The sequence below is a fragment of the Pseudomonas sp. S35 genome, assembly GCF_009866765.1.
GTDB lineage: Bacteria > Pseudomonadota > Gammaproteobacteria > Pseudomonadales > Pseudomonadaceae > Aquipseudomonas.
The window spans coordinates 666,884-692,906 of the sequence record NZ_CP019431.1 but is presented as its reverse complement, the minus strand read 5'-3'; the positions used below and the strand labels follow the sequence as shown (position 1 = coordinate 692,906).

Sequence of the window (26,023 nt, the reverse complement as noted above, 5' to 3'; positions counted from 1 at the left end):
GGGGCAAGCCCCCTCCCACACTGTCCACGCATGATCAGGACATTTGTTTATGCCCACTGCCCTCACACGCTACTTCCTGACGCTGCTGCTGTTGCTGCCCCTGGCCGCACACGCCAGCGACGCCGAAGACTTCCTCGCCGCCAACCCGACACAGCAAGCCAAGCTCCTCCAGGACTGGGCCGCAACGCCTGACCCGGCACGCATCGAACTGGTAGACGCGCTGCAACAAGGCCAACTCACGGTCAACGGCCAAACCAAGACCGTGCGCCTGAACAACCGCCTGCGCGGTTTAATCGACAACGTGCAAGCCAGCCAGCAACTGCTCGCCGCCGACCCCAAGGTGCGTCTGGCCGCAGCGCTGACCCTGCAAAAAAGCGCGCAACCTGCGCAGCTCAAATTCCTCGACCAGCAGGTCGCCGCCGAGACCGATGAAGGCGTGCACACCGCCCTGAGCCTGGCGCTGGCCAACCTGCAATTGGTCGACCCCGACCCCGTGGTGCGCCTGGCCGCCGTGCGCTTGCTCGGCAGCACCGGCGACCCGCTGGCCCGCACCCGCCTTGAAGCGTTGCTGGCCCCCGGCGTCGAAACCGATGCTGGCGTACACACCGCCGCAGAAACCAGCCTGGCCCAGGTCAAACGCAAACTGATGTTTGGCGAGATCCTCGGCCAGGCCTTCAGTGGCATGTCCCTGGGTTCGATCCTACTGCTGGCCGCGCTGGGCCTGGCGATTACCTTCGGCCTGCTCGGCGTGATCAACATGGCCCACGGCGAGATGCTGATGCTCGGCGCCTACTCGACCTACATGGTGCAACTGATGATGCAGCGCTACGTGCCGCAGGCCATCGAGTTCTATCCGCTGGTCGCGCTGCCGGTGGCGTTCTTTGTCACCGCCGCCATCGGCATGGCCCTGGAACGCACGGTGATTCGCCACCTCTACGGCCGCCCCCTGGAAACCCTGCTCGCCACTTGGGGCATCAGCCTGATGCTGATCCAGCTCGTGCGCCTGGTGTTCGGCGCGCAGAACGTCGAAGTGGCCAACCCCGAATGGTTGTCCGGCGGTATCCAGGTGCTGCCCAACCTGGTGCTGCCGTACAACCGCATCGTCATCATCGCCTTCGCCTTGTTCGTGGTGGTGCTCACCTGGCTGCTGTTGAACAAGACACGCCTGGGCCTCAACGTGCGTGCCGTCACCCAGAACCGCAACATGGCCGCCTGCTGCGGCGTGCCCACCGGGCGCGTGGACATGCTCGCCTTCGGCCTCGGCTCCGGCATCGCCGGCCTGGGCGGCGTGGCGCTGAGCCAGATCGGCAACGTCGGCCCGGACCTGGGCCAGAGCTACATCATCGATTCGTTCCTGGTGGTGGTGTTGGGCGGCGTCGGCCAGTTGGCCGGTAGCGTCACGGCGGCCTTTGGCCTGGGCATCGCCAACAAGATTCTGGAACCGCAGATCGGCGCCGTGCTCGGCAAGATCCTGATCCTCGCGCTGATCATTCTGTTTATCCAGAAACGCCCGCAGGGACTCTTCGCACTGAAAGGACGGGTGATCGACTGATGAACCAACCATTGATGCTGACGGCCGCGCAAAAGGCCGGCCCCAAGGCGACGATTGCCGTCGGCGTGATCATCCTGATCCTGCTGCTGGCCTTGCCGTTGTGCTCTCTGCTCTCGCCGGAAAACCCGCTGCATGTGTCGGCCTACACCCTCACGTTGGTGGGCAAGATCCTCTGCTACGCCATCGTCGCCCTGGCCCTGGACCTGGTGTGGGGCTACGCCGGGATGTTGTCCCTCGGCCACGGTTTGTTCTTCGCCCTCGGCGGTTATGCGATGGGCATGTACCTGATGCGCCAGGCGTCCGGCAGTGAATTGCCGGCGTTCATGACCTTTTTGTCGTGGACCGAACTGCCGTGGTATTGGGCCGGCACCGATCACTTCCTCTGGGCGCTGTGCCTGGTGGTGCTGGCGCCGGGGCTGCTGGCGTTGGTGTTCGGTTTCTTCGCCTTCCGTTCGCGGATCAAGGGCGTGTATTTCTCGATCATGACCCAGGCCCTGACCTTCGCCGGGATGCTGCTGTTCTTTCGCAACGAGACCGGGTTTGGCGGCAATAACGGCTTTACCAATTTCCGCAGCATCCTGGGTTTTGGCATTACCGAACCGGGCACGCGGGCGGTGTTGTTCCTGGCCACGGTGCTGTTGTTGGTCGCCAGCCTGTACATCGGCTGGCGCCTGGCGCAGAGCAAGTTCGGCCGGGTGCTGACCGCCCTGCGTGACGCCGAGAACCGCCTGATGTTCTGCGGCTACGACCCGCGCGGTTTCAAGCTGTTCGTGTGGGTGCTGAGCGCAGTGCTGTGCGGTCTGGCCGGCGCCTTGTACGTGCCGCAGGTGGGCATCATCAACCCCAGCGAAATGTCGCCGACCAACTCCATCGAAGCCGCCGTGTGGGTGGCCCTGGGCGGGCGCGGCACACTGATCGGCCCGTTGCTGGGCGCGGGCGTGGTCAATGGCATGAAGAGCTGGTTCACCGTGGCCTTCCCGGAATACTGGCTGTTCTTCCTCGGGGCGCTGTTCATCATCGTCACCTTGTATTTGCCCAAGGGCGTTATCGGCCTGCTGAAGAAATGAGGAACGTCATGCTTGAACCTATTTTCGACGCAGGCAGCGGCCGCGATGCCATCGGCATTGGCCAGGCGGCGGGCAAGGGCCTGAATACTCGCCACGGCACCATCCTGACCCTGGAAGACATCAGCGTCAGCTTTGATGGCTTCAAGGCGCTCAACAACCTCAACCTCTACATCGGCGTCGGTGAACTGCGCTGCATCATCGGCCCCAACGGCGCGGGCAAGACCACGCTGATGGACGTGATCACCGGCAAGACCCGGCCCAGCCACGGCAACGCCTGGTTCGGCGAAACCCTGGACCTGACCAGCCTGAGCGAAGTGCAGATCGCCCAGGCCGGCATCGGGCGCAAGTTCCAGAAGCCCACGGTGTTCGAAGCCCTCAGCGTGTTCGAAAACCTGGAGCTGGCGCAAAAAACCGACAAGTCGGTGTGGGCCAGCCTGCGTGCACGCCTGAGCGGCGAGCAGAAAGACCGGATTGATGAAGTGCTCGACACCATCCGCCTCACCGCCTCGGTGCATCGTCCCGCCGGGTTGCTGTCCCACGGCCAGAAGCAGTTCCTGGAAATTGGCATGCTGCTGATGCAAGACCCGCAACTGTTGCTGCTGGACGAACCGGTGGCAGGCATGACCGATGCCGAAACCGAATTCACCGCCGAACTGTTCAAACGCCTGGCGGGCAAGCATTCGCTGATGGTGGTGGAGCACGACATGGGCTTTGTCGGCTCGATTGCCGACCACGTGACCGTATTGCACCAGGGCAGTGTGTTGGCCGAAGGGTCGCTGGAACAAGTGCAGGAAAACGAGCGGGTGATCGAGGTTTATCTCGGTCGCTGAATATGTGTGGAGGGGCTTTGTGGTGAGCGGGCTTGCCCCGCGCTGGGTCACGAAGCGGCCCCAAAACCAGGCAATGAGTTTTACCTGACAGAACGCGGTGAAAGGGAAAGGGGCCGCTTCGCGACCCAGCGCGGGGCAAGCCCGCTCACTACAAGATAAGAGCCAGGCACCTGCAGGATTTGAGGAGAGTGTGAACATGCTGCAAGTCGACAAGCTGCACCAGTATTACGGCGGTAGCCACATCCTGCGCGGGCTCTCGTTTGACGTGAAGATCGGCGAAGTCACCTGCCTGCTCGGCCGTAACGGCGTGGGCAAGACCACCCTGCTCAAGTGCCTGATGGGCTTGCTGCCGGCCAAGGAAGGGGCGGTGAACTGGGAAGGCAAGGCCATCACCGGGTTCAAACCGCACCAGCGCGTGCACGCCGGTATCGCCTATGTGCCCCAGGGCCGGGAGATTTTCGGGCGGCTGACGGTGGAAGAAAACCTGTTGATGGGCCTTTCGCGCTTCCCAGGCTCCGAGGCCAAGGAAGTGCCGGCGTTTATCTACGAACTGTTCCCGGTGTTGCTGCAGATGAAGCATCGGCGCGGCGGCGACTTGTCCGGCGGCCAGCAGCAACAGTTGGCCATCGGCCGCGCCCTGGCCAGCCGCCCGCGCCTGTTGATCCTCGATGAGCCCACCGAAGGCATCCAACCTTCGGTGATCAAGGAGATCGGCGCCGTGATCAAAAAGCTCGCCGCGCAGGGCGATATGGCGATTCTGTTGGTGGAGCAGTTCTACGACTTCGCCGCCGAACTGGCCGACCAGTACCTGGTGATGTCCCGTGGTGAAATCGTGCAGCAAGGCCGTGGCGAAAATATGGAAAGCGAGGGTGTACGCGGCCTCGTAACCATCTAACCTGTAGCGTCCTAACGATAAGCACTAAACCATGAACCTGCCCGTTTCCCCTGCCCTGTTCACCCCCAGCTGGCACGCCGAGCTGGAACTTGGCTATGCGCGTTTCGGCGACACCACACGCCCGGTGATGCGCCGCCACCTCGGCCCGTTGCGCGTGCAAAAGCACCTGTATGCCGAAGGCCCCGAGGTGTGCCAGCACATCATCGTGCACCCGCCCGGCGGGATTGCCGGCGGCGATCGCCTGGACATCAGTGCCCATGTCGCCGAGGGCGCGTGGGCACAATTGACCAGCCCCGGCGCAGCCAAGTGGTACCGCGCCAGCGGCCCGGCCTTCCAGCGACTCGAACTGACGGTCGAGGCCGGCGCCACCCTGGAATGGCTGCCCCAGGAAACCATCGTCTTCAGCGCCGCCCAGGCCGAGCTCACCACGCGCATCGACCTGCACGGCGATGCGCGGCTGTTCTACTGGGACGTGGTCGCCTTGGGTCGCCCGGCCAGTGGCGAGCGTTTCGACCTTGGGCACTTTCAATCGCACCTGGACATCCGCCGCGACGGCCAGTTGCTCTGGCACGAACGCCAGCGCATTGTCGGCGCCGACGGTTTGCTCGACTCGCCCATTGGCCTGGACGGGCAACCGGTGTTTGCCACGTTGTTGGTGACGGGCGAAGTAAGCCCTGAACTGCTTGAACTCTGCCGCTCGCTGCCGAATGCCGTGCGCGGCGACCTGACCCAATTGCCCGGCTTGCTGGTGGCGCGCTGCCTGGCCAGCGAAGCGCTGCTGGCGCGGGGATGGTTGATTGATGTATGGAAATTGTTACGTCCCGCTCTGTTTGGGCGAGAGGCGGTCGCACCACGAATCTGGAGCACATGAAGATCAACATGTGGGGGGGCTTGCTCCCGATAGCGGTGGGTCAGTGACAGATGTATTGCCTGACATTCCCCATCGGGGCATGCCCCCTCCCACAGGGGATCTGCGGTGTTTTTATGAATGTTGTTTGAAGGACCTTGAACCATGGACCTGACCCCACGGGAAAAAGACAAACTGCTGATCTTCACCGCAGGCTTGGTGGCCGAACGCCGCCTGGCGCGCGGGGTGAAGCTCAACTACCCGGAAACCATCGCCTACATCTCGGCGGCATTGATGGAAGGCGCCCGCGATGGCCGCACCGTGGCCGACCTGATGCACTTCGGCACCACCCTGCTCAGCCGCGAACAAGTGATGGAAGGCATCCCGGAGATGATCCCGGATATCCAGGTGGAAGCCACCTTCCCCGACGGCACCAAGCTGGTCACCGTCCACCAACCCATCGCCTGAGGCCCGGCCATGATTCGTGATGCGATTGAAAGCGACCTGCCAGCGATTCGCGATATCTACAACGACGCGGTGCGCAACACCACGGCGATCTGGAACGAACAACCGGTCGACCTGGCCAACCGCCTGGCGTGGTTTAACGCACGCCAGGCCCAGGCGTATCCGATCCTGGTGTCAGTCGAGAATGACGAAGTCACCGGCTACGCCTCGTTTGGCGACTGGCGGCCGTTCGAGGGTTTCCGCTACAGCGTCGAGCACTCGGTGTATGTGCGTAACGACCAGCGCGGCAAAGGCCTTGGCCCACGCTTGATGGCGGCCTTGATCGAGCGCGCGCGCAGCGGCGGCAAATACGTGATGGTCGCCGCCATCGAAAGCGGCAACCAGGCCTCGATCCGCCTGCATGAACGCCTGGGGTTCACCACCACCGGGCAGATGCCACAGGTGGGTATCAAGTTCGGTCGCTGGCTTGACCTGACCTTTATGCAACTGGCCTTGAACCCGGGCGCCGAGCCGCCCAAGGAGTGAGATCGATGAGCGCTGCGCAACTGCGTCGAGTCAATGCAGAAAGTTTTGCCCATTACCGCGAGGGCCTGGTTGAGCTGTTGCTGGACGCGGTCAAGCACGGCGCCTCGGTCGGTTTTATGGCCGACTTCGACGAAGCCCAGGCCCGCGAGTACCTGCGCGGTGTTCAGGCGAGTATCGAAGATGCCAGCCTGCTGCTGTGGGTGGTGGTGCGCGACGAACAGGTGCAAGCCAGCGTGCAATTGGCGCTGTGCCAGAAAGCCAACGGGCTGAACCGCGCCGAAGTGCAAAAGCTGCTGGTGCACAGCAGTGCCCGTCGCCACGGCCTGGGCCAACAGCTGATGCACACCCTGGAACTCGCCGCACGCCAGCACAAACGTGGCCTGCTGTACCTGGACACCGAAGCCGGCTCTGGGGCGGAAGCGTTCTACCAGGCGCTGCGCTACACCAAGATCGGTGAACTGCCCGATTACTGCCAAAGCCCGGACGGGCGCTACAGCCCGACCGCTATCTATTTCAAGACCCTGGGGCAACCTGCATGATTCCTGGTGAATATCAGATCCAGCCTGGCGAGATCGAACTCAACGTCGGCCGCCGTACCGTCAGCCTGAGCGTGGCCAACAGCGGCGACCGGCCGATCCAGGTGGGCTCGCACTATCATTTTTTCGAGACCAACGACGCGCTGACGTTTGACCGTGCCGCGAGCCGTGGCATGCGCCTGAATATTCCGGCGGGGACGGCGGTGCGGTTTGAGCCGGGGCAAAGCCGTGAGGTTGAGTTGGTGGATTTGAGCGGTGGCAGGCGGGTGTTTGGGTTTGCCGGGCGGATCATGGGTGATCTTTAGGGCCTCATCGGGGGCAAGTCGAATCGTCGCACCGCCCCCGATAGCGATTTCACATTCAACACAAATACTTCAGGGCACACACATGAAAATCAGCCGCCAAGCCTACGCCGACATGTACGGCCCCACCGTCGGTGACAAGGTCCGCCTGGCCGACACCGAGCTGTTCGTCGAAGTCGAACAGGACTTCACCGTCTACGGCGAAGAGGTCAAGTTCGGCGGCGGCAAGGTGATCCGCGACGGCCAGGGCCAGAGCCAGTTGCTCGCCCATGAAGTGGTCGACACCTTGATCACCAACGCGCTGATCATCGACCACTGGGGCATCGTCAAGGCCGACGTCGGCCTCAAGAATGGGCGCATCCATGCCATCGGCAAAGCCGGCAACCCGGATATCCAACCCGGCGTGACCATGGCCATCGGCGCCAGCACCGAGGTGATCGCCGGTGAAGGCATGATCCTCACCGCCGGCGGCATCGACAGCCACGTGCATTTCATTTGCCCGCAGCAGATCGAAGAAGCGCTGACCAGCGGCGTCACCACGATGATCGGCGGCGGCACCGGCCCGGCCACCGGCACCAACGCCACCACCTGCACCTCCGGCCCGTGGCACCTGGCGCGCATGCTCCAGGCTTCGGATTCGTTCCCGATGAACATCGGTTTCACCGGCAAGGGCAACGCCAGTTTGCCCGAGCCGTTGATCGAGCAGGTCAAGGCCGGCGCCATCGGTTTGAAACTGCACGAAGACTGGGGCACCACGCCCGCCAGCATCGACAACTGCCTGAGCGTCGCCGACCAATATGACGTGCAGGTGGCGATCCACAGCGACACCCTCAACGAGTCTGGCTTCGTCGAAACCACCCTCGCCGCCCTCAAGGGCCGCACCATCCACACCTACCACACCGAAGGTGCCGGTGGCGGGCATGCGCCGGACATCATCAAGGCCTGCGGCTTTGCGAACGTGCTGCCCAGCTCCACCAACCCGACGCGACCGTTCACGCGCAACACCATCGATGAGCACTTGGACATGTTGATGGTCTGCCATCACCTGGACCCGAGCATCGCCGAGGACGTGGCCTTCGCCGAAAGCCGCATTCGCCGCGAGACCATTGCCGCCGAAGACATCCTGCACGACCTTGGCGCGTTCTCGATGATCAGCTCCGACAGCCAGGCAATGGGCCGCGTCGGCGAAGTGATCACGCGTACCTGGCAAACTGCCGACAAGATGAAGAAACAGCGCGGCGCCCTGCCGGGTGACGGCCCGGGCAACGACAATTTCCGCGCCAAACGCTACATCGCCAAGTACACCATCAACCCGGCGATCACCCACGGCATCAGCCATATCGTCGGCTCCATCGAAGTGGGCAAATGGGCCGACCTGGTGCTGTGGCGGCCGGCGTTTTTCGGCATCAAGCCGACCCTGATCCTCAAGGGCGGCGCGATTGCCTCCAGCCTGATGGGCGACGCCAACGCCTCGATCCCGACGCCGCAGCCGGTGCACTACCGCCCGATGTTCGCCAGTTTCGGCAGCTCGCTGCACGCCACCAGCCTGACGTTTATCAGCCAGGCAGCACTGGAGGCCGGGTTGCCGGAAGCCTTGGGGTTGAAAAAGCAGATTGCGGTGGTGAAGGGCTGTCGCGAGGTGCAGAAAACCGACCTGATCCACAACGACTACCTGCCGGATATCGAGGTGGACCCGCAGACCTATCAGGTCAAGGCCGATGGGGTGTTGCTGTGGTGTGAACCGGCTGAAGTGTTGCCAATGGCGCAGCGGTATTTCCTGTTCTGACACTGGCATTGCGTAGGAGCGAGCACGCTCGCTCCTACCGTAAAGCGGCTTAGAAATTCTCGCGTGGGTTGAAGTTGGCCTTTTTCGCCAGTTCCTGCCACAACGCGATGGTCTCGTCGTCAGCCTGCTTGGGCATTACGGCCTTGAGCTGCACGTACAGGAAGCCACGCTCCCCGGCCTTGTTCAGCAAGCCATGACCCTTGGCGCGCATGCGCTGACCGTTCTGGCTGCCGGCCGGCACCTTGAGGTTGATCTTGCCGGTGAGGGTCGGCACCGCCACTTCCGCACCCAGGGCCAATTCCCATGGCGCCAGGGGCAAGGTGATCACCAGGTTCTCGCCTTCCACTTCAAACTTGGGGTGCGGCGCAAACTTGATGATCAGGTACAGGTCGCCATTGGCCCCACCGCCAATCCCCGGCGCGCCCTGGCCTTTGAGGCGGATGCGCTCACCGTCGGCCACACCGGCGGGGATCTTCACGTTCAGGCTCTTGGTGGTGTTGCTGACATGCCGGCCCGACGCGTCGTATTGCGGCACCTGGAAGGTAACCTGCTTGGACTCGGTGGACAGCGTCTCCTCCAAAAACACCGACAGCTGCATCTCCACATCCTGGCCTTTACGCCCGGTAGGCCGGCGCTGGCCGCCACCGAACCCATCGCCGCGCGAACCGAAAATCGAGCTGAAGAAGTCCGAAAAATCCCCTTGGTCCTGGCCGCCGCCAAAGCCGCCACGGCTCTGCCAGCCCGGTGGCCCCTGGAACGGCTGGCCATGCTGGCCGTATTTGCGCAGTTCGTCGTATTCGGCGCGTTTGTCGGCGCTTTTAAGCGCTTCGTAGGCTTCGGACGCGTCCTTGAACTTGGACTCGGCGTCTTTTTCCTTGCTGACATCCGGGTGATATTTGCGCGCGAGCTTGCGATAGGCGGCCTTGATTTCCTTGTCATCGGCGCTCGGCTCGACACCCAATATCTTGTAGTAATCTTTGAAATCCATCGGCGGTTCACCATCCTTAATCGAGATCGCACAGCCCGGGGCACAACGTGCGCTGCTTTGCACCTGTTGAGTGATGTGGCCTGGGGGTGCGTCGGAGTATTATCGGCACTGGCCGTATGCACCAGATGTGGGGGCAAATTGCCCACTTTCAAGCACGATTTAACGGATGGTCGGCCTACGCATCCGCGCTCGACTGGCATACACTGCGCGGCCGTTTTTCGACCGGAACCCGATAGACATGAAAAACCCATCCCCAGCCCGTGCCTGCGGCATCGACTTCGGCACGTCCAACTCCACCGTCGGCTGGATCCGCCCCGGCGAGGAGACGCTTATCGCGCTGGAGGACGACAAGATCACCCTGCCGTCGGTGGTGTTCTTCAACTTCGAGGAGCGCCGCCCGGTGTACGGCCGCCTGGCCCTGCACGAATACCTTGAGAACTACGAAGGCCGCTTGATGCGCTCGCTCAAGAGCCTGCTGGGTTCCAAGCTGATCAAGCACGACACCAGCGTACTGGGCACGGCCATGCCGTTCACCGACCTGCTGGCGCTGTTTATCGGCCAACTCAAGAGCCGCGCCGAAACCACCGCCGGCCGCGAGTTCGAAGAAGTGGTGCTGGGTCGCCCGGTGTTTTTCGTCGACGACGACCCGATGGCCGACCAGGAAGCGGAGAACACCCTGGTCGACGTGGCGCGCAAGATCGGCTTCAAGGACATCTCGTTCCAGTACGAACCGATTGCCGCGGCCTTCGACTACGAGTCCACCATCGCCAAGGAAGAGTTGGTGCTGATCGTCGACATCGGCGGCGGTACGTCCGACTTCTCGCTGGTGCGCCTGTCGCCGGACCGTCGCCACAATGACAACCGCCAGGACGACATCCTCGCCACCGGCGGCGTGCACATCGGCGGTACCGACTTCGACAAACAGCTCAGCCTGCAAGGCATGATGCCGCTGTTCGGCTACGGCAGCCGCATGAAAAGCGGCGCCTACATGCCCACCAGCCACCACATGAACCTGGCCACCTGGCACACCATCAACTCGGTGTACTCGCAAAAATCCCAACTGGCCCTGGGCAGCATGCGCTACGACATCGAAGACACCGGCGGCATCGACCGCCTGTTCAAGCTGATCGAACAGCGCGCCGGGCACTGGTTGGCGATGGAAGTGGAAGAAACCAAGATCCAACTGACCCACGAAGACAACCGCCACGTGGCCCTGGACCGCATCGAAGCGGGCCTGAGCGTCGACTTGAGCCGGGCGCTGTTCGAATCGTCCATCGACGCCCTGCTAGAGCGCGTGCGCGGCAGCGTGACGCAATTGCTCAACGACGCCTCGGTGACGGTTGCGCAAGTGGACACCGTGTTCTTTACCGGTGGCTCCAGCGGCATCCCGGCGCTGCGCCACAGCATCTCGGCGATGCTGCCGAATGCGCGGCATGTGGAAGGCAATATCTTTGGCAGCATTGGTAGCGGGTTGGCGATTGAGGCTAGCAAGCGGTACGGCTGTTAAGCAGCACGTGTCCAGCTGCAAGTAAAAGCAGGTTTGCTGTTACTTGCAGCTTGCAGCTTATAACTCGCAACTGCTCCTAAACCATCCCACCGAGCTTCAGCTCACTCTTCAAATACGCGTAGTAAATCGGCCCCGCCACCACGCCCGGCAGGCCGAATGCGGCCTCAAACACCAGCATCGCCAGCAGCAATTCCCACGACTTGGCACTGATCTGCCCGCCGACAATGCGCGCGTTGAGGAAGTACTCGACCTTGTGGATAACAATCAAATACCCCAACGCCGCCACCGCCACCCAGATCGACAGCGACAACGCGACGATGGTGATCAGGGTGTTGGACATCAGGTTGCCGATCACCGGCAGCAGGCCGAGCAGGAAGGTCAGCACGATCAGGGTTTTGGTCAGCGGCAGGTGAATGCCACACAGCGGCAGCACCACGGCCAGGAACACGGCGGTAAACGCGGTGTTGAGCGCGGCGATTTTGATCTGGGCAAACACAATGTTGCGAAAGGCCTGGACCAGCAGGTGCAGGCGGTCGAACAGCGCGGCAGCCAGGGGTTTGCGTTTGGTCAGGTCGGGCACGCGTTGCAGGGCGATGATCGCGCCGAGCACCATGCCGATCAGCAGGGTGACGAACATGTGCGCGGCATCTTTGCCGACCAGTTGCAGTTCGCTCAGGTGCTTGCTCAACCATTCGCCGATGGCCACGCGAAACTCTGCGGCACTGGCCGGCAGGTAGGCGTCGAGGAACGGCGGCAGTTGGCCGCGCGCGCGGTCAACCACGCCCATGAATTTATCGAGGGACGCCCCGGGGTTTTCCGCTTCGTGGAGCAGGAAGCTGATGGCGCCGGCAAAGATCAGGGCCAGCACGCTGACGATCAGGGTGCCAAGCAACGCCACCGCCAGCCAGCGCGCGCGGCGGCCTTCGATCAGCCGTTGCAGTTGGGGGGTGAGCATGTTGACCAGTTCATAGACCAACAGGCCGGCCAGCAGGCTGGGCAGCAACTTCAGCGGCAGTACCAGCAGCAATCCGCCGAAAATGATGATGTAGCTGGCCAGCAACAACACATGACGCTGAGAAAACGTTGGCATACAGCCTCAAAACGAACGGCGTTAACGGATGTGTAGGAGCGAGCTTGCTCGCTCCTACAGGGCTGTGTGCGAGTGTCGCAGCCTTCTATGGCCTGGGGCTATTATTTCTTCAGACAGGTACTCATAAAGGTTTTGCGCGCATCCCCGGTCAAGGCCTTGGTCTTGGCGTCGGCATTGCAATCCTTCATCTTCTGCTGCTGCGGGGTCAGGGTCTTGGCGTCGTTGGCGGCAGGGGCCGACAGGCAGGTTTTCATGAAGGCCTTGCGCTCGTCGCCTTTGAGCGTCTTGGTGGTGGCTTCGGCATTGCAGGTGGTCATTTTGTTTTGCTGGGCGGTGGCGGCAAAGCCTTGGGAGCACAGCAGCAGGCCCATCATCAACAACGGAATACGCAACATCTTCATGGAGTTTTCTCCCTGTTACCACGCCGAGGGGCGCAGCCTACCCGCAGTGTAGTCAAACCCTGTTACATCTTCATCCACGGCGAATATTCGCCCGCCGATACTGCTCCGGCGTACAACCGGCATGGCGCTGGAACATCGCGATAAACGCCGAGGCGGTGCTGTAGCCGAGGTCGAACGCCACCTGCTGCACGCTGCGTTCGCTGTCGAGGGCTTCGATGGCAGCCAGGTAGCGCAGGCGCTGGCGCCATTCACCGAAGCTCATGCCCAACTCACGCACAAACTGCCGCGCCAGGGTGCGTTCGCTCACATGCACTTGCTCAGCCCATTGCGCCAGCGGGCGATTGTCGCCGGGGTCGGCCTGCATACCTTCGAGTACGCCGAGCAAGCCTGGACGACGGGCATAGGGCAAAAAACCGTCGTGGACCGGCGCCTGCCGCAGTTGGTCCACCAGCACCTGGGCCAGGCGGATATCGGCTTCGGTCTGGGGGATATTCACGTCACGCCGGGCGAAGTCACGCAGGATCGCCTTGAGAATATCGCTGATCGCCAGGGTGCACGGCTGTTGCGGCAACTGCTTGCACAGCGCCGGGGCCAGGCCCACCGAGTGATAGACAATCGCCTGGGCGTTGTAGGAGCTGTGCTCGGTATTGGGTGGGATCCACACCGCGTATTGCGGCGGCGACATAAAGCGGTTGCCGGCCACCTCCATGCGCATCACGCCACTCGCGGAGTAATCCAGCGAGCCCCAGAAATGCTGGTGCGGCGTGCATTCGGTGTCAGGGGCAAAGTCGGAATACCGGAAGTACACCGGGCTGGGGAGACTGCGGAAATCCGCAAGACGTACGGTATGTCTGGCCATATTGTCTGGATGCAGAGGTGATTTGTCTGGATCGAAGTATAAGCTTCTATCCAGACAGAGGATAATCGCGCCTCATCAACACACCTGGTTTCTTTCGATGCAATACGCGTATCCCCTGCTGGCCATTTTTATCTGGGCCGGCAACACCGTGGTCAACAAACTGGCCGTGGGCTCGATTTTCCCGTCGCAGATCGGCTTTTACCGCTGGCTGCTGGCGGCGCTGCTGTTCACGCCGTTCATGCTCAAACCGGTGATCGCCCAGTGGGCGCAAATTCGTCCGAACCTGGGCAAGATCGTCGTCCTCGGCGTGCTTGGCATGGCCGTGTATCAGAGCCTGGCGTACTACGCCGCGTCCCTGACCAGCGCCACCAACATGGGCATCATCCTGTCGCTGATGCCGTTGATGGCGTTGACGGCAGCGATCATCAGCCTCGGCCAGCGCCTGACGTTTGGCGCGCTCACCGGCGCCGTGCTGTCGTTTGCCGGTGTGGTCGTGGTGGTGTCGTCCGGCAGCCTGGGCGCGCTGTTGCAACACGGCGTCAACCTGGGTGACGCCATGATGCTGGTCGCCACCCTGGCCTACGCGGTCTACAGCACCCTGCTGAAAAAATGGCAGCTACGCCTGCCGCCGCTGGTGTTGCTGTACTTGCAGATACTGGTGGCGGTGGTGGTGTTGTTTCCGCTGTTCCTGTTCTCGGCCAAAGCCGACCTGGGCTGGGCGAATATTCCACTGATACTGTACGCCTGCTTGCTGGCATCGATGCTCGCGCCACTGGCGTGGATGCATTCGGTGAAGACCTTGGGGCCAAGCCGTACCACGCTGTTTTTCAACCTGCTGCCGTTGATTACCGCGTTGATTGCGGCGGTGGTGTTGAAGGAAGAACTGGCGCCGTACCACTTGGTGGGTGGCTTGCTGACCTTGGGTGGGGTGATCCTGTCAGAGCGCTGGACCACACCTGTGCGCCGCCCGGCTTAAACCCCTGCCGCTTTCAAGCGCTGGGCATGTTCGACAAAAAGACGGATCGGCTCGGCGCCCTTGCCCACCAGCCCCATGGACTGATTGACGATATCAAAGTGGTCCAGGGCGAAGTCATCGCCAATCACCGTGCCCAGGTGTGAGCTGTAGCGCCCGACCATGCCGTCGCACTGGCCCTTTTCCCGCACAAAGCTGCGGGCGAACAAGCGACAGCTGCGATGGGTACCGTCAAACAGGTTGCGGCCCCGATCCGTGATGCCCGGTTGCAGCGTGCCGGACCACGAGTAATAGCGCACGCCGTTGACCACCTCCGCGCCCTGCCCGCCCCACGTCTCGGGCAAGCCTTGGGGATACTGGCGATTGAACAGCGCCACACCTTCACTGGTCAGGGAATGGTGCGATGCCTGCAGGTCCGCCTTGAAGCGCGGCCCGCGGTAGCCGGTTTCCAGCACGCCCATCACCCAGGCGACCAGGTGAAACAGCGCGCTCATGATCCGGCCTTTGGCGCCGTCGGCGGGGTAATGGGCGTGGATGTGGTCCGCCAGTTCCGAACCGTGGTTCGGCCCGGCCACCGAGGTCACCGACGCCACCCATTCCGGCCGTTTGGCCGCGGCATAACGTGCCGTCAGCGAGCCCTGGCTATGACCGATCAAGTTGACCTTTTCTGCCCCCGTCTCGCGGCGAATGCGCTCAATCTGTACCAGCAACTGCTCGCCACGCACCTCACTGGAATCCAGCGGCGCCACCTGCACCGCGACTACCTGTGCGCCACCGGCACGCAATGCCGGGACGATGCCGTACCAATAGGGGAAGAACCCCAGGCGCACGAAACCGAGCATGCCGGGCACCAGCACCAGGGGGTAACGCGTGGCTAACGACTGCGGCATGACGCGAACGTCCTCGAAACTGAACACCTGCCGTGCAGCCTAGCCCACCGTCAAGTCGGCCTGATGACGCTGGGGATAAATCCGATAAAACTTTTTGCGTTGCCTGGGACTCACAACTTGGAGCGATCACGCCGGCAGAGCGTGGCGCAAAACCGGATTAGCACCAGGAGATTGAGATGACTGAAGCACATTTGACTGACGTTGCGACCCTGCGCAGCCGCGCCCGCCAGAACGTCGAAAACGGCGCCGTGACCGAAGGCTACGACGCCGACCGCAAAGAGATCATCCGCCTGCTCAACGAGTCGCTGGCCACCGAATTGGTCTGCGTGCTGCGCTACAAGCGCCACTACTTCATGGCCAGCGGCGTAAAAGCCGCCGTCGCCGCCGAGGAATTCCTGGAGCACGCCACCCAGGAAGCCGAGCACGCTGACAAACTCGCCGAACGCATCGTGCAACTGGGCGGCGAGCCGGAGTTCAACCCCGACCTGCTGTCGAAGAACTCCCACGCGCAATACGTGGCCGGCAATACCTTGAAGGAAATGGTCTACGAAGACCTGGTGGCCGAGCGCATCGCGGTGGACAGCTACCGAGAGATCATCCAATACATCGGCGACAAAGACCCGACCACTCGCCGCCTGTTTGAGGAGATCCTCGCGCAGGAAGAAGAGCATGCGGACGATATGGCGGATATTCTCGAAAGTCTGTAAATAGCGGCGCAAAAAGAGGGGGGGGAGCCGGTTAACCGGCTCCCCCCATTTTTTTGCCTGACCGTCATCCAGTCAGAAGCCACGATAACGCCATTCCGACGAAGGAAGACATAGTGAGCAGGTAGGGAACTACTATCCAAAGTTTGAGACGTCTTGGGATACGCTTCACATCCTCAACAAGTACAAGGTGCCGCCATTGGAAAAAACTCGGAATTAGGATGACAAGGGCGATCACGAAGAAACGTTTCAACTTGCCACCAAACGGGCCGACGCCGAACCTGTATTTGAACGTCACAATGAATGAGCTGAATTTTAGATAGTCTTCGGCCTCTTCAAGCTTTGTATAGATGACATAAAAATTTAATGGAAAACTCAGCAGCATCAACACACCCGACCATATGCCGATGGACTCCGACATCATTTTCCAACTCCTGAAATTTCATAAAGGCGGGTTCCTATTTGCTCACCAGCGTGGCTTCCCAAACTACCCACGGCGACGCTCCCAATGGCCGCCCCCACAATGGCACAGCCCAGCGCACTCGCTCCGGCGGTAGGTATGGCAAAGACAGCGGCACATACGGCGACCCCAACCCCCAAGCCTGCGTATCCCCCGTAAGCGGCGCCACCGACTCCTAACACCAGCTTCCCTCCCTCCACAAACTTAGCCCGATTACATTCATGCTCACGTCCGGCTGAACACGCCTCCGTTATTTCCAACGCAGTCACTCCAACATCCAGTGCTATACCGATATAGGTGCCCTTCTTCAATATCTGCGAAGCCTTGGCGAGGCGTTTGACTGCCTGTTCGTATTCGCGAATTTCACCGTGATGCCAATAGCTTTTAGTAGAAATACCCAACATTTTTTTTATCGACCCTTCATTTTTCAAGCCCGTACCAAAACGAGCCATACCCGAGAGCTGCTCCTCCAGCTTTGCAAACAACATCCTGCGTTTAGCCAGAAATTCATCCCTCGCGGCCGTTGTGCCCTTGCTCAAGTACTGCTTATGTAAAACGTCGATTTCTTGAAGTGTCCTCTCGATAGCCACAAGATGCTTACTCCAGGCACTGCTGGCACTCCCGACACCGATCGAAGCGTTGGTCATGATGAGCTGTAGTAGATCGTAGTTTTTGATCAAAAAATGATCGACTGCGGAATGCGCCAGCAACGCATGTTTTATGTTCTGCGCAGCGCGCATCAGTTGCGCTTCTTCAGCGGTGCAAGACGCTGTACGCGCATCAGGAATGATCACCAACTGCCCCGGCAAGACCACCACATTGCGGATGTGTTGGTTGACGATGTCGAACTTTGTTTGCGTATAAGGGCTAAGAGAAAGACTGAGCTTGAGCAGTGGATACGGCTGTGGTCGCTCATTGATAAATGCGTAGGCTCCCTGCATGGATTACACCTCCAAGTGACTGTGGCGGTCGACTATAGGAAGGCAACCCAGGAGGTGTAAGGGGAATCAGGGGCGGTTTTAGCGCTTCAGAAATGAGCTACACAAGACAAGGATCATACTTACGGCGCCCCGATAAAAAAGGCGACCAAAGGGTCGCCCTTTCTGACAATTTCGACGATCAGCCTTTCACCGTCTTCGGCGCCTTGCCTTCCTTCATCTGTTGCAACAGCGGTGCGCATTCATTGGGCTCGCCGCCACTTGGGGCGACCAGCGCCAGCAACCCAGCCGCCGGGCCGGCGATCACACCCAGTGCCACCATGCCTGCGCCACGCAGGGCCAGGGGGATGGCTTTCACGCCCGCATTGGGCTTGATAAATGGGCCGTTGACGTACAACGGCGAACGCAGGGAGAACAGGCGAAAGCCCTTCGATTCCGGTGTGACGGTCAGGTCCAACTGCTCGGTAGCCATGTTCGCGGTGCCGTCGATGTAGATGATGGCGTTCTCGGTATCGAACACAAACAGCCGCGTGGTTGCCAGGCCGGTCTTGATGCCGAAGTCCGCCGCCGCGCAGTTGATCTTCACTTCCTTGTCGCCAAACAGGCGGCCCACCACATAGTTGCCGACGTTGAGCCCGGCGATTTCCATCAGGCCACGGCTGATGGCGCCATCGTTGATCAGCATCTTCAGATCACCGTTGGAACTGCCCAGCAGCGCGGCGACGGAGTTGCCGCGCCCGGCAATATCGGCATCGCCGTTGAGTTCACCGAAGCTGGTTTTCATCGGCTCAAAGGTCGGGAACAGTTGCTTGAGCTTGAAGTTACGTGCGGTCAGCCTGGCGCGACCTTCCATTGGTGTGATGCGGCCATTCAGGCGGATCTGCGCATCGAGCTTGCCGCCAGCGACGCCGAAACGCAGGGGCTCCAGGCTCAGTTCGCCGTCGGTGAGCACCAGGTGGGTATAGAGGTCGGTGAAGGGCAACTCGGCACTGTGCACGATACGTTTGCCGGTGAATTCAACGTCGGCATCCATGTCGCGCCAGCGCTCGGTGCGGAACTCTTCCACTGGCAGCACTTTGGTCGCCGGCTGCTTGCTCTCGCCGCCACGGGCCTTTTGCTTGGCGTTGGAGTCGGCGCCGATCAGCGGCGCAAGGTCAGTCATGAGCAACTGGTTGGACACCAGCGCGCCGCTGAGCTTGGGCCGTGGCTGGCTGGCGACGTAGCCGAGGTTGCCGTGGATGTCGCTGTTGCCGATCTTGCCGTTGAAGTTCTCGTAGCGGAAGGACGCGCCGCTGGCCTCGTGCAACTTGGCGATCAAGTGACCGTCGGTGGCGTAGGCCGGCGAGTCCGGCAGGGTGACGCCGGTCAGCGGGTACAAATTGCCCAGGCTGCTGCCGGAAAGCTTGAGGCGCAGGTCGAGGGCGCCGAGGTTGAGCGGATCGGTCAGGGTGCCGGCCAGGGCGATGCTGGTGTCGGCGATCTTGACCTGGGCCTGTAGCGGGAATGGCTTGGCCGCGTCCTGCAGGGCCAGCAGGCCACCGATCTTGCCAGTGCCGTCGAGCTTCTGGCCGTGGTACTGGCCTTTGACCTTGAGGGCGAACGCATAGTCCTGGGGCGCGGAGCCTTTTTCCAGGGCCTTCTTGGCATCCGCGTCGCCGACGATTTCACCGAAGGGGATCGGTTTGCCCAAGGGGTCGATGATCACGTCGAGCTGGGTCTTGAGGGTCTGGTCGTCGAGGGTCACGTGGCCTTTGTCGAAGCCGATGGCACCAATGTCCACCACCCAGTTGGAGGGTTCGGCGTCCGGGTCCTTGGGATCGAATGTGAAGGTCCAGTTGGCGCGGCCGTCGGCCAGGCGCTGCAGTTCGGCGCTCGGTTCGGTGAGGTCGATACGCGGGATCACCACGCGCTGCACCAACAGCGCGAGGGGTGAAATACGCAGCTCGACCTTTTTCAGCGTGACCATTTGCGGCTTTTTCGACCACTCGGGGTTGCCCAGGCTCAGGTCTTCGGCAATCACATGGGGCCACGGCACCCAGGCACGCCAGCCGCCCTCATCGGGCTCGCGCTGCCACACCACGGCGAGGTTGCCATTGATGGCAAACGGGCGATGCAGCTCTTCGGAGACTTTGGCATTGAGGGGCGGCTTGATGCGATTCCAGTCAAAGAACACCAGGACCAGGACCACCACAGCGATTAAGAGAACGAAGCTGGCGCAGCTCCAAGCGACAATTTTACGAGTGCGCGTCATTGCACAGGACTCCTCAACACGACTAGCTGAACTACAGCTCATAAGGGTACGACTGGCAAACCGTCGTGGGGTTTAACCCGACGGCCAATTTAGTCGCAAAAAGCCATTTTCCTGATCATTCAGACAGATCCGATCATCAACGACGCACCATTGTTACCCAGGTTCGTGTCGAAAATACCCACCACAGTGCAAAACCGCGTGCTTGAGAGGCGCGATCTAGAGCCCCCGGCGAGAACAATCAATTCTGTTGATTATTACCATTGTGTTTATGAACTTTTATATCGACTTATCAAGAGTAGCATTAGCCCTGTACCCACTTTATCGCCCTCCCAAGGAGCAACCCATCATGAAACGCCAAGTACTCGCTACCGTCCTGTTGTCCGTTCTGGCTTCCAGCGCTTTTGCCCTGCCAGCCGCCGAGCAAGTCACCCCACAAGTCAAAGCCGACGCCGTGCACTTCAGCCAAACCCTGGCTCGCAGCGGTTCGCAAGAAGACGAGAGCCGTGACTACGCCAAAGGCGCTGTCGCTGAAAATGGTTCTGATCGCTTGCTGGAACGCAACGCCGTTGCCGAAGACGGTTCGGATCGCCTGCTGGAACGTAACCCTGTTGCCGAAGACGGTGCTGATCGCCTGCTGGAACGCAATGCCGTAGCCGAAGACGGTGCTGATCGCCTGCTGGAACGCAACCCTGTTGCCGAAGACGGTGCTGATCGCCTGCTGGAACGCAATGCCGTAGCCGAAGACGGTGCTGATCGCCTGCTGGAACGCAATGCCGTAGCCGAAGACGGTTCGGATCGCCTGCAAGAACAACATCAAGCACAGAGCTAACTCAGTGGTGGCCCAGAAAAAAGCCCGATCAGTCGATCGGGCTTTTGACTTTTTGTAGAACCTGTCACGCAACGCCTCCCGCCAAGTTCGACGCCCATGAAGCTGTTTTGCTAGAGTGCGTCGCTGTACTTGCCGACAAAGCCCACCCGCCCATGCTGCCCCGCGCCGAACAGAAGCAACAGACCCGCCTCGCCCTGATGGACGCAGCCCGCCATCTGATGGAGTGTGGCCGTGGGTTTGGCAGCCTTAGCCTGCGTGAAGTGGCCAAGACCGCCGGCATTGTGCCCACCGGCTTCTATCGCCACTTTGCCGACATGGACCAGCTCGGACTCGTGTTGGTGAGTGAAGTCGGCCAGACCTTTCGCGCCACCATTCGGCTGGTGCGCCACAACGAATTCGTGATGGGCGGCATTATCGATGCGTCCGTGCGGATCTTTCTGGATGTGGTCTCGGCCAACCGTTCGCAATTTCTGTTCCTGGCTCGCGAGCAATACGGCGGTTGCCTGGCCGTTCGCCAAGCCATCGGCGCCCTGCGCGAAGACATCACCCGCGACCTGGCCGCCGACCTGATGCTTATGCCCAAGTTGCAACACCTGAGCGCTGAAGGGCTGCACGTGATGGCCGACCTGATTGTCAAAAGCGTGTTCGCTACCCTGCCCGATATCATCGACCCGCCGGCACAGGCACTGCCGGCTCACCTCACGCCCCAGGCAAAAATCACCCAGCAGTTGCGCTTCATTTTTATCGGCCTCAAGCACTGGCAAGGCCTGGGCAGCACCGAGTAGCCCCGTCAGCCCGGCTTATGAAAGCGCTTGGCCGTGGTGTAGTTTTTGTTCCAGTAGCGGTTGCTCAGCGAATCGATACGTACCGTCTTGCCCGCACGCGGCGAATGAATGAACTTGCCCTCGCCTATATACAGGCCGACATGGCTGATCTGATTGTGCCCGTTACCTTTAAAGAACACCGCATCCCCGGGTTTCAGGGCGCTGCGCTTGATCGTCTTCGCGTTTGAGCGATGCATGGCCGCCGTGGTGCGGGGGATGCGGATGTTGGCTTCGGTCTTGAACAGGTAGACCAGCAGGCTGCTGCAGTCAAAACCCTGCTCCACGCTACTGCCTCCCCATTTATACGGCGTGCCCAGCAATTCATGGGCGCGGTCAATCACATCGTCGATAGCTGGCCGCATTGGCAGCGTTGGCAGCGATTGCAAGGTCTGCAGAGGCGTTGCGATCTGGACAGGCGCGGCGATCGTGCGCTGTTGAATATTGGCCGAGGAGGACGACGTGACCAGATAAAGACTGAAAATGAATAAACACAAAATTGACTTAAACATGATGGAACCCACCGTGGATTTTTAGCACGGGGTAGATCCTAATGATCTGACACGTAAGCAGATGAACGCCAAATCTGCAGAGCGGGTAGGACTAATCCGAAAACGCCAAAAATACAGCTCGGTAAAGACACGCCCCTCAGGCCTCCAGCACGGAACGCCCCCATTCGGTGCCAAATACCCGATAACGCACCATAAACAAGCATCACTGAAGGCGTGGACGCCCTGTTGAGTGGCACAATCGCGAGCACCTACAGTAAATTCCTACGCAATGCGTCGTTGGCAAGCCCCTTGCTCTAGCTCTGTTATCGCTCATAGCTGGAAGCTTCCTGATGCTGGTGATCCACCGCCGAATCGCCCCCCAAGCCCTCTGGGCCGCTGAGCTGCTGCTGAATTTCGAAGCCCGCAGCAAGAGCCGCCTGCGCTGTTTCAGTGCCGACGGTGAAGACGTCGGCCTGTTCCTGGAGCGCGGCCAGCCGCCGCTGCACGATGGTGAGTTCCTACAAGCTGAGGACGGACGTGTCGTACGCGTGTGCGCACGCCCTGAACAGCTGCTGCACGTCACCTGCGCCAGCGCATTTGAACTGACGCGCGCGGCTTATCACCTTGGCAACCGTCACGTCGCCTTACAGGTGGGAGACGGTTGGCTGCGCTTGCTCGATGACTACGTGCTCAAAGCCATGCTCGAACAACTGGGCGCTCATACCGAAACCCTCGAAGCACCGTTCCAGCCGGAGCACGGTGCCTATGGCGGCGGCCATCATCACTCACGTCATGGCGATGAAGATTTCAACTATCCGCCCAAGCTGCACCAGTTCGGCGTACGTGTATGAACCCAGCCTGGGCGCTGCTGCGTCTGGCCAGTCCGCAATTGCCGATTGGCGGCTACAGCTATTCCCAAGGGCTGGAGATGGCCGTGGAGAATGGCCGCGTCAACGATGCCGCCAGCGCGCGGCGGTGGATCAGTGACCAGTTGCTGCTCAACCTCGCACGCTTCGAAGCGCCGCTGCTACTCGCCCATTGCCGCGCCGCAGCCGAGCAGGATTGGCCGACACTCGCGCAATTGTGCGAAGAGCACCAAGCCAGCCGAGAGACTCGCGAGCTGTATCAAGAGAGCCGTCAAATGGGCTACTCACTGCAACAACTGCTCAACGGTCTGCCGGAACTGGACAACCAAGCCCGCACCTTTCTTGAGCAACGCAGCGAGCCTCATCTGGCGTTGGGCTGGGCCCTGGCTGCACGCGCCTGGACCATCAGCGCCGACGACGCCCTCGCCGCCTGGCTATGGAGCTGGCTGGAAAACCAATTGGCCGTGCTGATGAAAACCCTGCCCTTGGGCCAGCAAGCCGCCCAGCGCCTGACCAGCGATTTGTTGCCCCTGCTGCAACAAGCCCAGCAGGACGCCAGCCGCATCGACCCCCACCGTTTCGGCAGCGCCGCCTTCGGCCTGTCCCTGGCGTGCATGGCCCACGAGCGCCAGTACAGCCGCCTGTTCCGTTCCTAGGAGAAAAAACCCATGAACACACAACCCCTGCGCGTCGGCATCGGTGGCCCGGTGGGCTCCGGCAAGACCGCCCTGACCCTGGCCCTGTGCCTGGCGCTGCGTGATCGCTACAACCTGGCGGTGGTCACCAACGACATCTACACCCGCGAAGACGCTGACTTCCTGGTGCGCAACCAGGCCCTGGCGCCGGAGCGCATCATCGGCGTGGAAACCGGCGGCTGCCCGCACACGGCCATCCGTGAGGACGCCTCGATCAACCTGGAAGCGGTGGACCAACTCAACCGTCGCTTTCCCGGCCTGGACCTGATCCTGGTGGAGTCCGGTGGGGACAACCTGTCGGCCACGTTCAGCCCGGAGCTGTCGGACCTGACGATCTATGTGATCGATGTCTCGGCTGGCGACAAGCTACCGCGCAAAGGCGGTCCCGGCATCTGCAAATCCGACCTGCTGGTGATCAACAAGATCGACCTCGCGCCGCTGGTCGGCGCTTCGCTGGAGCTGATGAACAGCGACACCCAACGCATGCGCAACGGTAAACCTTTTGTGTTCAGCAACCAGAAAACCGGTGTCGGCCTGGATGAAATCGTCGCCTTTATCGAACGCCAAGGCCTGCTGACCACTGCCGCCTGATCAACCTATAAGGAACCTGTTATGAGCCTCCACAAACTCTTCGCCGCCGCCGCCCTGCTGCTCGCCCCGGCCCTGGCCTTCGCGCATCCCGGCCACGGCGACAATGGCCTGGTTGCCGGCATCAGCCACCCGCTGGGCGGCATCGATCACTTGCTGGCCATGGTTGCCGTCGGCCTATGGGCGGCGCAGCAAAAAGGCGCCGCGCGTTGGGCCCTGCCGTGCACCTTTGTCGGCACCATGCTGATCGGCGGCGTGCTGGGTTTTGAAGGGCTGGCATTGCCGGCGCTGGAAAGCGGGATTGCCGCGTCCGTACTGGCCCTGGGCCTGGCCGTGGCGCTGGCGGTGCGTCCGCCACTGTTCATGGCCGTGGGTTCTACGGCGCTGTTTGCGCTGTTTCATGGGGTGGCCCATGGCCTGGAACTGCCTGACATGTCCAGCCCTTGGGCGTATGCCGTTGGGTTTGTCGGGGCGACCGCGGTGTTGCACGCCGCGGGTTATGCCGTGGTGCGTTTTCTGCCGGCGGCGGCGGCGCCGTTGGTGCGGGTTGCTGGAGCGGCTTCGGCGGCGACTGGGGTGTGGTTGCTCGCCAGCTAAAAGCGCCAAGCTACAAGCTGCAAGTAGAGTCCGAGTGTTTTACTTGCAGCTTGAAGCTCACAACTTGAACCTGCCCCTCTGCTACCATGCGCGCCTACACCCCTGCCGTGACGACGCCAGCCAATGCCCATCGCTTCCCAACCCACGTTGAATTCCGTGCTCACCCACTTCCACAGCCTGATCGTGCCGCTCTGGCAGGGTCCGGGCTGGAATGCCGAGTTGGCGTTGCCCTATGAGGCGCTGGATGCCGATCATCGGCCTTTGCCACCGCAGCGCTACCGCGCCATGGCCTGCGCCCGGCAGTTGTACCTGTTCGCCAGCCTGATCGGCGAGCGCGGTGCGGCCTTCGCCGAAGAACGTGCCGCTGCGTTGTTCCGTTCCCTGCAACGGCACTTCCACGACGCCGAGCATGGCGGCTGGTTCTACAGCATCGACCCGGCCGGGCAACCGCTGGACACGCGCAAAGACCTCTACACCCACGCGTTCATCATCTTCGCCTGCGCCCATTACTGGGCCAAAGTACGCGAGCCATTGGTGGAATCGGTGCTCAATGCCGCCCTTGAAGTGGTCGCCGAGCGTTTCGCCACCGGCGATGGCCTGTATGAGGCGGTGCTTGAGCGTCATTGGTCGTCCCTCAAGTCCGGCCCGCTGCAAAACCCGTTGATGCACCTGGCAGAAGGCTTTCTCGCCACCCTGGCGGTACGTGAAGACGCCGATGTACAAGCGGCCTTGCTGGCCTTGGCGACGGCCATGCAGCAGCGCTTCATCGACCGCCAGCATGGCGTGATGATGGAAAAGCCGCTGGGCGCTGTGGATAACTGGTTCGAGCCGGGGCATCAATTCGAGTGGTTCTTTTTGCTGGAATCGTCACCCGTCTTACGCGGCACGCCGTTGCATGCCTCACTGAGCCGGGCATTTACCTACGCAGAGCAAAAGGGTGTGGATAGATCAAGCGGCGCGGTCAGCGGTATGCTCGCCCTGGACGGTAGCGTGCGTGACGCCACCCAGCGCATCTGGGCCCAGGCCGAATACCTGCGGGCACTGACCTTGCGGCCCGGTAGTGAAGCGGTGCTGCAACGCCAATTGCTGGCGCTGCAAGAGCATTTTTTGCATGCCAAAGGCTGGCATGAATGCCTGGATGCCAACGGTGTGGTGAGCCGACGGGACATGCCGTCGACCACGCCTTATCACTTGGCGACCTGCTATCAGGGCCTGATTCAGCATCTGCGCTGACCTTCAGAGCCTCATCGGGGGCAAGCCCCCGATAGCC

At 61.4% G+C, this 26,023-nt stretch carries 29 protein-coding genes; 20 read left to right on the top strand and 9 right to left on the bottom strand.

The features are described 5' to 3' along the window. The first annotated feature begins 49 nt into the window (after positions 1 to 49). The 10 genes from urtB to ureC all read left to right on the top strand — a co-directional run bounded on the left by urtB (position 50) and on the right by ureC (position 8,805). Complete coding sequence (gene urtB, locus PspS35_RS02950; RefSeq protein WP_159932709.1) at positions 50 to 1,552, top strand: urea ABC transporter permease subunit UrtB; 1,503 nt, start codon at positions 50 to 52, stop codon at positions 1,550 to 1,552. Next, complete coding sequence (gene urtC / locus PspS35_RS02945) at positions 1,552 to 2,619, top strand: urea ABC transporter permease subunit UrtC (RefSeq protein WP_159932708.1); 1,068 nt, start codon at positions 1,552 to 1,554, stop codon at positions 2,617 to 2,619. The genes urtB and urtC overlap by 1 nt, the downstream gene beginning before the upstream one ends. Next, positions 2,616 to 3,449 (top strand): urea ABC transporter ATP-binding protein UrtD, encoded by an 834-nt coding sequence (gene urtD / locus PspS35_RS02940; protein ID WP_174244780.1) that lies wholly within the window; start codon positions 2,616 to 2,618, stop codon positions 3,447 to 3,449. The genes urtC and urtD overlap by 4 nt, the downstream gene beginning before the upstream one ends. A gap of 196 nt (positions 3,450 to 3,645) precedes the next feature. After that, positions 3,646 to 4,344, top strand: a complete 699-nt coding sequence (urtE, locus tag PspS35_RS02935; protein WP_032890580.1) for an urea ABC transporter ATP-binding subunit UrtE — start codon at positions 3,646 to 3,648, stop codon at positions 4,342 to 4,344. Positions 4,345 to 4,375: 31 nt separating this feature from the next. After that, positions 4,376 to 5,215 carry an urease accessory protein UreD gene (locus tag PspS35_RS02930; RefSeq protein WP_159932706.1) on the top strand — a complete coding sequence of 280 codons (840 nt, stop codon included), beginning with the start codon at positions 4,376 to 4,378 and terminating at the stop codon, positions 5,213 to 5,215. A 141-nt stretch (positions 5,216 to 5,356) separates the two neighbouring features. Further along, positions 5,357 to 5,659, top strand: coding sequence for an urease subunit gamma (locus PspS35_RS02925; protein WP_010213535.1), 303 nt, complete (start codon positions 5,357 to 5,359; stop codon positions 5,657 to 5,659). Between the two features lie 9 nt (positions 5,660 to 5,668). Next, complete coding sequence (locus PspS35_RS02920) at positions 5,669 to 6,181, top strand: GNAT family N-acetyltransferase (protein WP_159932705.1); 513 nt, start codon at positions 5,669 to 5,671, stop codon at positions 6,179 to 6,181. 5 nt (positions 6,182 to 6,186) lie between these two features. Beyond that, entirely contained in the window at positions 6,187 to 6,720 is a 534-nt protein-coding gene (locus tag PspS35_RS02915) for a GNAT family N-acetyltransferase (RefSeq protein WP_159932704.1), read from the top strand. After that, positions 6,717 to 7,022: an urease subunit beta gene (locus tag PspS35_RS02910; RefSeq protein WP_123716077.1), complete on the top strand. Its 306-nt coding sequence runs from the start codon at positions 6,717 to 6,719 to the stop codon at positions 7,020 to 7,022. Before PspS35_RS02915 ends, PspS35_RS02910 begins: the two co-directional genes overlap by 4 nt. Before the next feature lie 82 nt (positions 7,023 to 7,104). Further along, positions 7,105 to 8,805, top strand: a complete 1,701-nt coding sequence (gene ureC / locus PspS35_RS02905) for an urease subunit alpha (RefSeq protein ID WP_159932703.1) — start codon at positions 7,105 to 7,107, stop codon at positions 8,803 to 8,805. Between the two features lie 49 nt (positions 8,806 to 8,854). Here the strand turns inward: ureC and PspS35_RS02900 are convergent, their stop codons facing one another. Then, the gene (locus PspS35_RS02900; protein ID WP_159932702.1) at positions 8,855 to 9,793 is read right to left on the bottom strand and encodes a DnaJ C-terminal domain-containing protein; all 939 of its coding nucleotides are present in this window, start codon (positions 9,791 to 9,793) and stop codon (positions 8,855 to 8,857) included. 238 nt (positions 9,794 to 10,031) lie between these two features. On the opposite strand from PspS35_RS02900, the gene PspS35_RS02895 reads away from it, so the two are divergent. Beyond that, complete coding sequence (locus PspS35_RS02895; RefSeq protein WP_159932701.1) at positions 10,032 to 11,300, top strand: Hsp70 family protein; 1,269 nt, start codon at positions 10,032 to 10,034, stop codon at positions 11,298 to 11,300. Positions 11,301 to 11,376: 76 nt separating this feature from the next. Here PspS35_RS02895 and PspS35_RS02890 read toward each other — a convergent pair whose 3' ends face one another. The 3 genes from PspS35_RS02890 to PspS35_RS02880 form a co-directional block, all read right to left on the bottom strand. Beyond that, positions 11,377 to 12,390, bottom strand: coding sequence for an AI-2E family transporter (locus PspS35_RS02890; RefSeq protein WP_049710256.1), 1,014 nt, complete (start codon positions 12,388 to 12,390; stop codon positions 11,377 to 11,379). Between the two features lie 101 nt (positions 12,391 to 12,491). Beyond that, positions 12,492 to 12,791: a PsiF family protein gene (locus tag PspS35_RS02885; RefSeq protein ID WP_024073127.1), complete on the bottom strand. Its 300-nt coding sequence runs from the start codon at positions 12,789 to 12,791 to the stop codon at positions 12,492 to 12,494. 70 nt (positions 12,792 to 12,861) lie between these two features. Beyond that, a complete protein-coding gene (locus PspS35_RS02880; protein WP_159932700.1) occupies positions 12,862 to 13,650 on the bottom strand; it encodes a helix-turn-helix transcriptional regulator in 789 nt (262 codons plus the stop codon). A gap of 97 nt (positions 13,651 to 13,747) precedes the next feature. On the opposite strand from PspS35_RS02880, the gene PspS35_RS02875 reads away from it, so the two are divergent. Then, positions 13,748 to 14,626, top strand: a complete 879-nt coding sequence (locus PspS35_RS02875; RefSeq protein ID WP_159932699.1) for a DMT family transporter — start codon at positions 13,748 to 13,750, stop codon at positions 14,624 to 14,626. Here the strand turns inward: PspS35_RS02875 and PspS35_RS02870 are convergent. Continuing rightward, entirely contained in the window at positions 14,623 to 15,513 is an 891-nt protein-coding gene (locus PspS35_RS02870; protein WP_159932698.1) for a triacylglycerol lipase, read from the bottom strand. The two genes, PspS35_RS02875 and PspS35_RS02870, sit on opposite strands and share 4 nt — an antisense overlap. 176 nt (positions 15,514 to 15,689) lie before the next feature. Here PspS35_RS02870 and PspS35_RS02865 point away from each other — a divergent pair, with 176 nt between their 5' ends. Then, positions 15,690 to 16,220, top strand: a complete 531-nt coding sequence (locus tag PspS35_RS02865; protein ID WP_159932697.1) for a ferritin-like domain-containing protein — start codon at positions 15,690 to 15,692, stop codon at positions 16,218 to 16,220. Between the two features lie 64 nt (positions 16,221 to 16,284). Here PspS35_RS02865 and PspS35_RS02860 read toward each other — a convergent pair whose 3' ends face one another. The 3 genes from PspS35_RS02860 to PspS35_RS02850 all read right to left on the bottom strand — a co-directional run bounded on the left by PspS35_RS02860 (position 16,285) and on the right by PspS35_RS02850 (position 19,866). Next, positions 16,285 to 16,638 (bottom strand): hypothetical protein, encoded by a 354-nt coding sequence (locus PspS35_RS02860; RefSeq protein WP_238785973.1) that lies wholly within the window; start codon positions 16,636 to 16,638, stop codon positions 16,285 to 16,287. Then, on the bottom strand, positions 16,638 to 17,618 hold the full coding sequence (locus tag PspS35_RS02855) for a hypothetical protein (RefSeq protein WP_159932695.1): 981 nt from the start codon (positions 17,616 to 17,618) through the stop codon (positions 16,638 to 16,640). Before PspS35_RS02855 ends, PspS35_RS02860 begins: the two co-directional genes overlap by 1 nt. A gap of 178 nt (positions 17,619 to 17,796) precedes the next feature. After that, positions 17,797 to 19,866: an AsmA family protein gene (locus tag PspS35_RS02850; protein WP_159932694.1), complete on the bottom strand. Its 2,070-nt coding sequence runs from the start codon at positions 19,864 to 19,866 to the stop codon at positions 17,797 to 17,799. Positions 19,867 to 20,212: 346 nt separating this feature from the next. Here PspS35_RS02850 and PspS35_RS02845 point away from each other — a divergent pair, with 346 nt between their 5' ends. Continuing rightward, positions 20,213 to 20,695: a hypothetical protein gene (locus tag PspS35_RS02845; protein WP_159932693.1), complete on the top strand. Its 483-nt coding sequence runs from the start codon at positions 20,213 to 20,215 to the stop codon at positions 20,693 to 20,695. 152 nt (positions 20,696 to 20,847) lie between these two features. After that, entirely contained in the window at positions 20,848 to 21,480 is a 633-nt protein-coding gene (locus PspS35_RS02840; protein ID WP_159932692.1) for a TetR family transcriptional regulator, read from the top strand. A 5-nt stretch (positions 21,481 to 21,485) separates the two neighbouring features. Here PspS35_RS02840 and PspS35_RS02835 read toward each other — a convergent pair whose 3' ends face one another. Next, positions 21,486 to 22,028 (bottom strand): C40 family peptidase, encoded by a 543-nt coding sequence (locus tag PspS35_RS02835; RefSeq protein ID WP_159937970.1) that lies wholly within the window; start codon positions 22,026 to 22,028, stop codon positions 21,486 to 21,488. Positions 22,029 to 22,357: 329 nt separating this feature from the next. Between PspS35_RS02835 and ureE the strand changes: the two genes are divergently transcribed. From ureE to PspS35_RS02810, 5 genes are all read left to right on the top strand, one after another. Further along, a complete protein-coding gene (gene ureE, locus PspS35_RS02830; RefSeq protein ID WP_159932691.1) occupies positions 22,358 to 22,858 on the top strand; it encodes an urease accessory protein UreE in 501 nt (166 codons plus the stop codon). After that, entirely contained in the window at positions 22,855 to 23,529 is a 675-nt protein-coding gene (locus PspS35_RS02825; protein WP_159932690.1) for an urease accessory protein UreF, read from the top strand. Before ureE ends, PspS35_RS02825 begins: the two co-directional genes overlap by 4 nt. Before the next feature lie 12 nt (positions 23,530 to 23,541). Next, positions 23,542 to 24,159, top strand: a complete 618-nt coding sequence (ureG, locus tag PspS35_RS02820) for an urease accessory protein UreG (protein ID WP_099583647.1) — start codon at positions 23,542 to 23,544, stop codon at positions 24,157 to 24,159. 21 nt (positions 24,160 to 24,180) lie between these two features. Continuing rightward, on the top strand, positions 24,181 to 24,753 hold the full coding sequence (locus PspS35_RS02815) for a HupE/UreJ family protein (RefSeq protein WP_159932689.1): 573 nt from the start codon (positions 24,181 to 24,183) through the stop codon (positions 24,751 to 24,753). A gap of 123 nt (positions 24,754 to 24,876) precedes the next feature. Further along, positions 24,877 to 25,986, top strand: a complete 1,110-nt coding sequence (locus tag PspS35_RS02810) for an AGE family epimerase/isomerase (RefSeq protein ID WP_159932688.1) — start codon at positions 24,877 to 24,879, stop codon at positions 25,984 to 25,986. The last annotated feature ends 37 nt before the right edge of the window (positions 25,987 to 26,023 follow it).

Excerpts from the sequence above, each read along its gene's own strand:
- urtB (WP_159932709.1), top strand. The coding sequence starts at position 50 with ATGCCCACTGCCCTCACACGCTACTTCCTGACGCTGCTGCTGTTGCTG.
- urtC (WP_159932708.1), top strand. The coding sequence starts at position 1,552 with ATGAACCAACCATTGATGCTGACGGCCGCGCAAAAGGCCGGCCCCAAG.
- urtD (WP_174244780.1), top strand. The coding sequence starts at position 2,616 with ATGAGGAACGTCATGCTTGAACCTATTTTCGACGCAGGCAGCGGCCGC.
- urtE (WP_032890580.1), top strand. The coding sequence starts at position 3,646 with ATGCTGCAAGTCGACAAGCTGCACCAGTATTACGGCGGTAGCCACATC.
- PspS35_RS02930 (WP_159932706.1), top strand. The coding sequence starts at position 4,376 with ATGAACCTGCCCGTTTCCCCTGCCCTGTTCACCCCCAGCTGGCACGCC.
- PspS35_RS02925 (WP_010213535.1), top strand. The coding sequence starts at position 5,357 with ATGGACCTGACCCCACGGGAAAAAGACAAACTGCTGATCTTCACCGCA.
- PspS35_RS02920 (WP_159932705.1), top strand. The coding sequence starts at position 5,669 with ATGATTCGTGATGCGATTGAAAGCGACCTGCCAGCGATTCGCGATATC.
- PspS35_RS02915 (WP_159932704.1), top strand. The coding sequence starts at position 6,187 with ATGAGCGCTGCGCAACTGCGTCGAGTCAATGCAGAAAGTTTTGCCCAT.
- PspS35_RS02910 (WP_123716077.1), top strand. The coding sequence starts at position 6,717 with ATGATTCCTGGTGAATATCAGATCCAGCCTGGCGAGATCGAACTCAAC.
- ureC (WP_159932703.1), top strand. The coding sequence starts at position 7,105 with ATGAAAATCAGCCGCCAAGCCTACGCCGACATGTACGGCCCCACCGTC.
- PspS35_RS02900 (WP_159932702.1), bottom strand. The coding sequence starts at position 9,793 with ATGGATTTCAAAGATTACTACAAGATATTGGGTGTCGAGCCGAGCGCC.
- PspS35_RS02895 (WP_159932701.1), top strand. The coding sequence starts at position 10,032 with ATGAAAAACCCATCCCCAGCCCGTGCCTGCGGCATCGACTTCGGCACG.
- PspS35_RS02890 (WP_049710256.1), bottom strand. The coding sequence starts at position 12,390 with ATGCCAACGTTTTCTCAGCGTCATGTGTTGTTGCTGGCCAGCTACATC.
- PspS35_RS02885 (WP_024073127.1), bottom strand. The coding sequence starts at position 12,791 with ATGAAGATGTTGCGTATTCCGTTGTTGATGATGGGCCTGCTGCTGTGC.
- PspS35_RS02880 (WP_159932700.1), bottom strand. The coding sequence starts at position 13,650 with ATGGCCAGACATACCGTACGTCTTGCGGATTTCCGCAGTCTCCCCAGC.
- PspS35_RS02875 (WP_159932699.1), top strand. The coding sequence starts at position 13,748 with ATGCAATACGCGTATCCCCTGCTGGCCATTTTTATCTGGGCCGGCAAC.
- PspS35_RS02870 (WP_159932698.1), bottom strand. The coding sequence starts at position 15,513 with ATGCCGCAGTCGTTAGCCACGCGTTACCCCCTGGTGCTGGTGCCCGGC.
- PspS35_RS02865 (WP_159932697.1), top strand. The coding sequence starts at position 15,690 with ATGACTGAAGCACATTTGACTGACGTTGCGACCCTGCGCAGCCGCGCC.
- PspS35_RS02860 (WP_238785973.1), bottom strand. The coding sequence starts at position 16,638 with ATGTCGGAGTCCATCGGCATATGGTCGGGTGTGTTGATGCTGCTGAGT.
- PspS35_RS02855 (WP_159932695.1), bottom strand. The coding sequence starts at position 17,618 with ATGCAGGGAGCCTACGCATTTATCAATGAGCGACCACAGCCGTATCCA.
- PspS35_RS02850 (WP_159932694.1), bottom strand. The coding sequence starts at position 19,866 with ATGACGCGCACTCGTAAAATTGTCGCTTGGAGCTGCGCCAGCTTCGTT.
- PspS35_RS02845 (WP_159932693.1), top strand. The coding sequence starts at position 20,213 with ATGAAACGCCAAGTACTCGCTACCGTCCTGTTGTCCGTTCTGGCTTCC.
- PspS35_RS02840 (WP_159932692.1), top strand. The coding sequence starts at position 20,848 with ATGCTGCCCCGCGCCGAACAGAAGCAACAGACCCGCCTCGCCCTGATG.
- PspS35_RS02835 (WP_159937970.1), bottom strand. The coding sequence starts at position 22,028 with ATGTTTAAGTCAATTTTGTGTTTATTCATTTTCAGTCTTTATCTGGTC.
- ureE (WP_159932691.1), top strand. The coding sequence starts at position 22,358 with ATGCTGGTGATCCACCGCCGAATCGCCCCCCAAGCCCTCTGGGCCGCT.
- PspS35_RS02825 (WP_159932690.1), top strand. The coding sequence starts at position 22,855 with ATGAACCCAGCCTGGGCGCTGCTGCGTCTGGCCAGTCCGCAATTGCCG.
- ureG (WP_099583647.1), top strand. The coding sequence starts at position 23,542 with ATGAACACACAACCCCTGCGCGTCGGCATCGGTGGCCCGGTGGGCTCC.
- PspS35_RS02815 (WP_159932689.1), top strand. The coding sequence starts at position 24,181 with ATGAGCCTCCACAAACTCTTCGCCGCCGCCGCCCTGCTGCTCGCCCCG.
- PspS35_RS02810 (WP_159932688.1), top strand. The coding sequence starts at position 24,877 with ATGCCCATCGCTTCCCAACCCACGTTGAATTCCGTGCTCACCCACTTC.